Below are 6957 nucleotides of genomic sequence, written 5' to 3' on the forward strand. Positions count from 1 at the left end.
CGCGGCTCTACACCAGCGACGCGCAACGCTGCGACGAATACCCGCGCTGGTTGCACACCTATAATCACCACCGCGGCCATCACAGCACTCGGCGGTCAAGCACCAGCCAGCCGCGTACCTAACCTCTCAGGTCAGTACAGCTAGCTCGAGCCACACAAAGGCGAAGAGCCCCATAGCCGCCGGCCAGTAACCCCATCGTTGCGGATACGGGCGGGGTAGCGGTCCAAGGTCCCCTTTGCGGACGACTCCGCAGAACCGATACACGGTGCGCAGGGGAGACAGCAGGCGCCAGACGGGTCCGATGCACACCGACACCGCGACCAGCCCGACCCAGAGCAGGACGTAGAACGCGCCGGCCAGCGCATTGTCGCTGCCTTGTGGACCCCATAGGGCGGCCGCCGCCACCCAGAGGGCGAAAGTCAGTGCCGCTAGCGCAGCGATCCAACGCAGCACCGCGTTATCGACGGTCCGGGTTACCCACTCTGGTAACTCGCGGCCCGGCTTCGCCGGGTCGAAGCGCGGGTTCTTCCACGCGAGCGCGACGACGGCGAACGTCGCCGTAAGCGCCCACGCCGCGCCGATCAAGGCGAAAGACAGCGGTACAGGGAGATCTGTCGACCCGCCGACGCCATGGGCAAGGATGTCGACACGTGGGGTCACGGGCGAACTTGAATGGTGACGACAGTGCGGTTGACATCGTGGAGCTCGACGTCGACCTGACCAGGCACGTCGACGGTGAATTCGAAATTCTGGTCCGGGCGCGGTTCGACATTGAACGTGTGCTCAGGCACAGAATGCACGTGCAGCTGGTCGGCAACGTCGCTGGTCACCTGGAGCACGATCGGTTTCCCGATGGTCGCCTGGGTCTGCCCGTTTGTCGGGGTAACCGTGCCGCCGCTGATGGCGATTTCGACGATCGTGGCTTCTTCGGGAAGTGGCGCCTGATGAGCCCGCGGCGATTGGGTAGCGCCGGCCGCAGAAGGCGTGGGAGCCGCTGACGGACTGGTCGATGCCGAATCGGTCGTCGTCGAGCCGCAGCCGGCCAGCAGGACGAACAGCGCCACCGGGGCGAGGGTCACGACAGATCTGGCTGTTCAGTGGTCATGGGCGTTCGTTCCTCTCAACGACGGGATTCTCGGCGGAACCCGCATCTACAGCGGGTTCGCGACGACGATTTCGGCGCGCGATATAGAACACGACGCCGACAATGATCAGCGCGGGCGCAAACGCGGGCAGGGACATCCACAGCCCTACATCGGTTGCGAGATATGTGACTACGGGAGGCTTCATGATCTTCGAGCCGATTCCCTCGTCGCCGTGATCGCATCCCGATCAACCGCGGCGAACTTCAACATCTGCGACTCCCCACGACATGCATCAGCACCTACGTACTGTCTCCGTAATTCGCGTGGACGAAACATACCGGAACCTCCGGTACCGCGTACCGCTAGGTGAGTCGAACGCCTCGTCGGGCATCGATGGGTGCGAGGCCGAACATCTCGTGAAAAGCCCGGTTTGCATGGGAGCTGTCACTAAAGCCGGCGGCGTGTGCGGCATCGGTGATGGTTCCACCATCACGGGCCACCGCCATCGCACGAATGAGTCGACTCCACCGCACGTAGGCGGGAAACGACATACCGACCTCCTGCGCCATCAGCCGTCCGAGTCGGTCGGCGGACAGGTGCACCGCCTTGGCTACGTCGGTCAGCTTGACCGGGCCGCTGAGCATGTCGGGCAGCATGCCGACCACCGCTTCGACGCTGGGGTGCAGCGCGCCACTCGCCTGCTCCTTCGGCCCGACCAGTCGCGCAATCACGTCATCCGCAGCTGAGGAAAGAGGTTGTCTCGCATCGATGTTGAGGATGCCGGCACCGAGGCGCACCCATTCGTGGACATCAGGGCGGATAGTGCTGCCGAAGAGACGCGTCACTTGCCGGCCGACGACGCTCGTAGGTTCCAGGTACACCATCACTCCAGAGCCTGTGCCGGTGTCGATAGAGTGCGCAGCGCCCGCGGCGATCACCGCCGCAGACGCGGACAGCCTTTGGCCATCGGCGTCGGACAGGGATACCGCACCATCAGTGAGAGTCACAATCTGAAGGGCTGCGTGCGCGTGCTTGTGGGCCGAGCCGATCCGTCCCCGGAAAACGAGCCGCCCCGGCTCGATCAGCGCCTCGCCAGCCCACGTCACGTCCTTGAGTATGCCGTGTGCCGCCATCGCTAGGTTCAGATGCGCAATCCCGAGCGTCTCGGTATCGCCTACCGTGCGACTTCCTCGGGTGATACGGTCGCATCGTCGTTCATGGCACCGAATTTGCATGCGCCACTTGCCCGGAACGGTTCCGCCAGCTGCGCGAGATATCCCGCCGGGTAGTTGGGTTTTGCCGCCATGCCGAGATCATCCGAGCGAAAACGGCGGTCAGGATCGAAGGAGAACGTGCGCAAAGCGTGATCCCATGTCAACGTGAATAGTCCGAAGTTGACATCACCAATACCAGCCCACTTGAGGTGGTGGAAACGGTGGCCTTCGTTGAGTGCCAGCACTTTACGTAGAGGTCCGACGCGGTAATCGGCGTTGGAGTGCTGAAGCAGAAGCTGTACCGCGATCGCCACCGTGAGTACCTCTGCAACGGGTTTCGTCAACCCAAGGATCAGCAGGGGTGTGATGCCTGCCGCCAGTTCAAGTGCTCCGTGCAGCGGGTGCTTCATGAGGCCATTGAAGCCGTAGAAACGCTTGACACTGTGGTGGACAGCATGGAAGCGCCACAGCCACCCGACTCTGTGACTTGCCAGATGTACCAAAGTGACTCCAAGGTCGGTGACAAAGATTGCGATGACAACCTGAACAACAAACGGCAACGACGAAGGCCACCATGCACTGAATGGATTAAGCATCGCCAGGACGGGAACGACGAGCACAGTCAACAGCAACGACGTTTCGTTGATCAGAGCATGTGCGACATCGCGCCGACTGTCACCGATCGGCTCGTTCCAAACATCGCTGTAGGGCAACACCCGCTCAGCCGCGAACGACAAGCCGATCGCAATCAGAATGAGCCCCGCCATGCAGACCTCTGCCCACGCGGCGTGCGCCAACGCGATGGCTGCGCCGTTGACGCCTATCAACATGATCGGCGCATAGCCGTATCGGACGATCGTTGTAACCATGATTACAGCGTCGGCGCAGAAAGATGTCCACCGCTTGAACAGATCCGTTCAATCGCGAAGAGCTGGCGTTCAATGCTAATTAGACAACGAAGTAACGACAGCCAGCTGCTATAAGCCGTGCGGCGTCCCGCCACCTACCGGGGCGTGTTGTTATGCACGATAACGTTACGGTTTGGCGCCACGCTGACGCGCCTATAACGATATGAGAGTTAGCCTGATGCCCAAGCGCAGTCACCGGGAGCACACGACAGCGGGGATCGACTGCAAGGTGTTCGATCTTGTGCAATCCCTTGCAGAAGCGTGCTTATGCGGCAATGCGAGTATTTCATTGGGGTACCTTCGACGGCGAGACGCGGACGGCGACTGTCCAATACATAGGGTTCAGTGAAGATGTCCTCTTTCACGGGCGGCTGCATCGCCGAGGGGTGAGCATCACGGGGGATCGGCAAAGCTACAAATACATGACGGGCTTGCCGGTCCAGGCCTGCTCGGACCGATGCATTCCAGAACACCACCCGGCGGTTGGCACCATAGAGAAGCGTCGTGGATAACGACTGATATCCATAGCGCGGTTGACTTGTCCCCCACGACCCGATCGAGTCGATGCGACAATATGCGGGAATCGAATATGCAGGTTTACCGGTATTAGTCTGCTCATTGCATCCGGTGAATTTGGCATCCTCGCACGGTCAGGACAACAAACATTCCCCAGCCGAGCGAGCGTCCAACAAGAACGAGCTGCAAGACGCTCCCCTGGGGCGGGGAGCAGGCCGCCGCCCCTAGTTAAGGGTGCCGCAGTTCTCCGTAGCGGATAGGTGTCAGATCCTCGCTGTGGCTGACGTGGAGCTGACCGGGGCGGGTCCGTTGTTCGTAGGCGGTGATGACCAGCCAATTCCCCCGGCGGCAGGCACCAGTACGCCTTGCACATGCAGGAACCATGCGGCATGGCCCACCGCTTGGCACGCCGGCCAGTCGTCGCCATAGATGTCGTCGTCCTCGAGCCCCACCGCTTCGCGGGCGTCAGAGGTGATGAGATCCAGGACGGCCAGGTCGGTGGCCTCGATGGTGTGCAGTCGATACGAAGCTTCGAGCATCTTCTCGCGGGTCGTCGACGCCGCCCGCGCGGCGCGTTCTACTTCGACCATGCACGCTTGCGTGGAGTCGGCCAGATAGATCGCCGAGAAGAGTCCGGCAGGGTTTCCATCTTCCGCCGAATCTGCGCGCCCCTTCCCCGACAAGGGGTCACGGTGGGCGCCCCTGTAGCGAGCGCACGTGCCCGACCACCGGCTGGTGCCGCGCGCGTCGATGCGCTGCACCAGGTCCTCGTCGAGCGCATCGCTCACACGAAGATCCCTTCGGCCATGGCGTCGATGAGGGCCAAGACGCGCTGGTACTCGCCGTCACGCACCAGGTCGGCGGGCTTGGCGTGGGCCAGTAATCGATTCGGGGAGAACATCCAGACGTTGGCCTGGTCTCGGGGAAGCACTTCGGCCAGCGCGTCGGCGACGTAGGCCAGTTCGATGAGTCGTTGTTTGTTGAGTCGTTGTGGAACGACCTGTCCCGAGGTCCAGCGCGCCACCGAGCGCGCCGACGCGTCGACGATGTCGCCGACCTCTTCGTAGGTCAATCCCAAGCGCTCGATCGCACTCGACACGGTCGAGGCGAGCGCGTTAGCTCCCACATCGTCTGCCTGTCTTGCTTTTGTCTGCGTGTGTGTCATGCATTCTGTCATGAAACAACGCCCGAGGTCGAGAGGACGTTTTCACACGATGGGCATTCAGTTTCGGCTCGGACCCAACGACCACAAGCAGGTCGAAGATTTCCTGTCGCGTGAGCACGCTGGCACCGACGCCATCACCCTGGACACCAAAGCTGCACGTCACCAGGCCGCTGCGGCGGCAGCCGCCGTGGAGGCGGGCCTGCGGGTGTACTGGGAGCCCGCCGCTGAGCGGCTTGCCGACGAGGGCTTCGGCCTCGACAAGCTGCCGTGGACCGGCCGTCCCTACGGCATCAATGCCCTTGCCGAGGATCAATCGGCACGCCGCGCTGGTAGACCTGACGGTGCAGAAGCACCCGGAGCTCGTCACCCACGTCACGGCCCCGCACTTCTACGTCACCGACGAACGCACTGCACGACTGAACGTCGATCTCGCCGAACGCACCCGCCTGGCCGTCGGCAAGGACAAGCCCACCCGGGCCGTGATCGCCGTTCACGCTCAACGTCAAGTTCACCGACCTCAATAAGGAGTACGGCCTCACCGTCGAGAACGCGGTGCTGCACTACGCTCCCGAGCCGGTACCGAACGCCAACGCCAGCCTGACACTGCTAAAGCCACGCTGGACGATATTCAGCTGGGCACCATCACCCTTGACGACGCCAAGAAGCAGAACAAACTCACCATCGATGGCCAAGAAGCGTCGTTCAACGATTTCCTTGGCCTACTCGACACCTTCCCGTTCTGGTGCAACATCGTCACCCCATAGCCCGAAGCCGGCGTGGCCGTTCACCGAAGACTGACCTGAGATAAAACCGGCCCTAGCCATCGGCACCGATGGCACCTGTCCCAGATGTCGAGTCCGACACCGTGGGCCCGCACACCACATGGCGGTGAAACGCGCGATCTCCGAGGCGTGCGCCAGCCGGTCCACGATAACCTCGCCGCGCTCCTCAAGGACCGGTGAACCTAACAGCCGGCACCGACGTTCACCGCGGCCCGCGTATTCGGCCACCGCACCACGCCGCACGCCCCATCAGACAGCGTCCGCGTCGACACGACCGCGACCCCGCAGCCGCGCTGCGGCGACGCATCGCTCAGTGCGCCCAGCAGGCCGGCGGGAGTGCGGGATCGCGGCCCCGCGGCAGCGTCCCCGCGACGGCATCAACTTGCGCGCTGCCCTGCGCCGTCGCAACGCCGCGCCGAGCGCCCTTCTGTCGTCGGGTTCAGGACGTAGCGCACCCTTGAGACTTCCGTCGCCGCGCCACCGCCGAACCGTCACGCTGGCGCCGCTCCGGCCGGCGGTTCGCCCGCGTCCGGGCCGACCTCCCCGTCCGCCGCCGCCTCCCCCGTTCCGGACACATTCCGACCTAGTGCCTGCGAACCGTTCCGCGATACCGGATTTGCCGCTTTCGGCGCATGCCGTGCCATCACGCGAACGATTGCGATCCCGAGGTCGTGTTTGGTGGCGATCGTCGTCAGCGTCTCACCCCGCTCACGCATCCGTTCGACGGCCGCGCCCGCCGCTTCGCGATCGTCGCCTACCCGTTTAGCTTCTTCGCGCGCCAACTGCGCGTCGGCCTGCGCGCGCAGCTCCGCGCGCCGCTGCTTCTTCCACTCGCCAATCGCGTCGAGTTTGTCGATCGCGTGAAGCAGGATCGTCGCGTCCTTAAGGTTCGCCTTCTCCCGCGCCGCAAGCTCCTCGTTGGCGCGCCGAGCCGCTTCCACAGCCCGGCGCCGGGCCTCCGCCTTGGATGTTCTCGCTGCCGTCATGGTTGAGGACCTTAGAAGTGTTCGGGCCGTGCAGGCCACCACCACAGCCACATTCGTCGCCCACGACTTTTTTCGTCCGCCCTCCTGACCGCTTCACCGTCGCCACCCTCAACCCACCGTCACCCACCCCACTCGCCAACCACCGCACCCACCGCCAGCCGCCCACCTCACACCCCGTTTACAGCCCGCCGACAGACCACACACCTCTTGCACTATGGGTCGGAAGGTCGCGAATCAACCTGAAGTTGACGCGTATATCTGGCGCATGGGACCAGCGCCGGATGCGCTTCATTGAACCACT

The 6957-nt window shown here is 63.4% G+C and carries 7 protein-coding genes and 3 pseudogenes; 3 read left to right on the forward strand and 7 right to left on the reverse strand.

The features are described 5' to 3' along the window. A pseudogene (locus tag ACAG24_RS29280) lies at window positions 1-144 on the forward strand (IS481 family transposase); the annotation flags it as partial. On the opposite strand, the pseudogene ACAG24_RS29285 reads toward ACAG24_RS29280, so the two are convergent. The 6 genes and pseudogenes from ACAG24_RS29285 to ACAG24_RS29310 all read right to left on the reverse strand — a co-directional run. Then, a pseudogene (locus tag ACAG24_RS29285) lies at window positions 139-660 on the reverse strand (hypothetical protein); the annotation flags it as partial. The pseudogenes ACAG24_RS29280 and ACAG24_RS29285 sit on opposite strands and share 6 nt — an antisense overlap. Beyond that, a complete protein-coding gene (locus ACAG24_RS29290; RefSeq protein WP_024449515.1) occupies window positions 657-1079 on the reverse strand; it encodes a hypothetical protein in 423 nt (140 codons plus the stop codon). The gene ACAG24_RS29290 and the pseudogene ACAG24_RS29285, both read right to left, overlap by 4 nt. Before the next feature lie 368 nt (window positions 1080-1447). Continuing rightward, window positions 1448-2218 (reverse strand): helix-turn-helix transcriptional regulator, encoded by a 771-nt coding sequence (locus ACAG24_RS29295; protein ID WP_036466280.1) that lies wholly within the window; start codon window positions 2216-2218, stop codon window positions 1448-1450. 41 nt (window positions 2219-2259) lie between these two features. Continuing rightward, complete coding sequence (locus ACAG24_RS29300) at window positions 2260-3168, reverse strand: sterol desaturase family protein (protein ID WP_024449513.1); 909 nt, start codon at window positions 3166-3168, stop codon at window positions 2260-2262. A gap of 818 nt (window positions 3169-3986) precedes the next feature. Further along, window positions 3987-4511: an RES domain-containing protein gene (locus tag ACAG24_RS29305; protein ID WP_370475987.1), complete on the reverse strand. Its 525-nt coding sequence runs from the start codon at window positions 4509-4511 to the stop codon at window positions 3987-3989. After that, window positions 4508-4849 carry an antitoxin Xre/MbcA/ParS toxin-binding domain-containing protein gene (locus ACAG24_RS29310; protein ID WP_011856840.1) on the reverse strand — a complete coding sequence of 114 codons (342 nt, stop codon included), beginning with the start codon at window positions 4847-4849 and terminating at the stop codon, window positions 4508-4510. The genes ACAG24_RS29305 and ACAG24_RS29310 overlap by 4 nt, the downstream gene beginning before the upstream one ends. A gap of 332 nt (window positions 4850-5181) precedes the next feature. Between ACAG24_RS29310 and ACAG24_RS29315 the strand changes: the two genes are divergently transcribed. After that, window positions 5182-5412 (forward strand): hypothetical protein, encoded by a 231-nt coding sequence (locus ACAG24_RS29315; RefSeq protein ID WP_024449512.1) that lies wholly within the window; start codon window positions 5182-5184, stop codon window positions 5410-5412. A 25-nt stretch (window positions 5413-5437) separates the two neighbouring features. Beyond that, window positions 5438-5652, forward strand: a pseudogene (locus ACAG24_RS29320) (alkyl sulfatase C-terminal domain-containing protein); the annotation flags it as partial. A 509-nt stretch (window positions 5653-6161) separates the two neighbouring features. Here ACAG24_RS29320 and ACAG24_RS29325 read toward each other — a convergent pair. Continuing rightward, window positions 6162-6656 (reverse strand): hypothetical protein, encoded by a 495-nt coding sequence (locus ACAG24_RS29325; RefSeq protein WP_011856867.1) that lies wholly within the window; start codon window positions 6654-6656, stop codon window positions 6162-6164. Between the last annotated feature and the right edge of the window lie 301 nt (window positions 6657-6957).

Source organism: Mycobacterium bulgaricum, from assembly GCF_041287165.2.
In the GTDB taxonomy this organism is placed as follows: Bacteria; Actinomycetota; Actinomycetes; order Mycobacteriales; family Mycobacteriaceae; genus Mycobacterium; species Mycobacterium bulgaricum.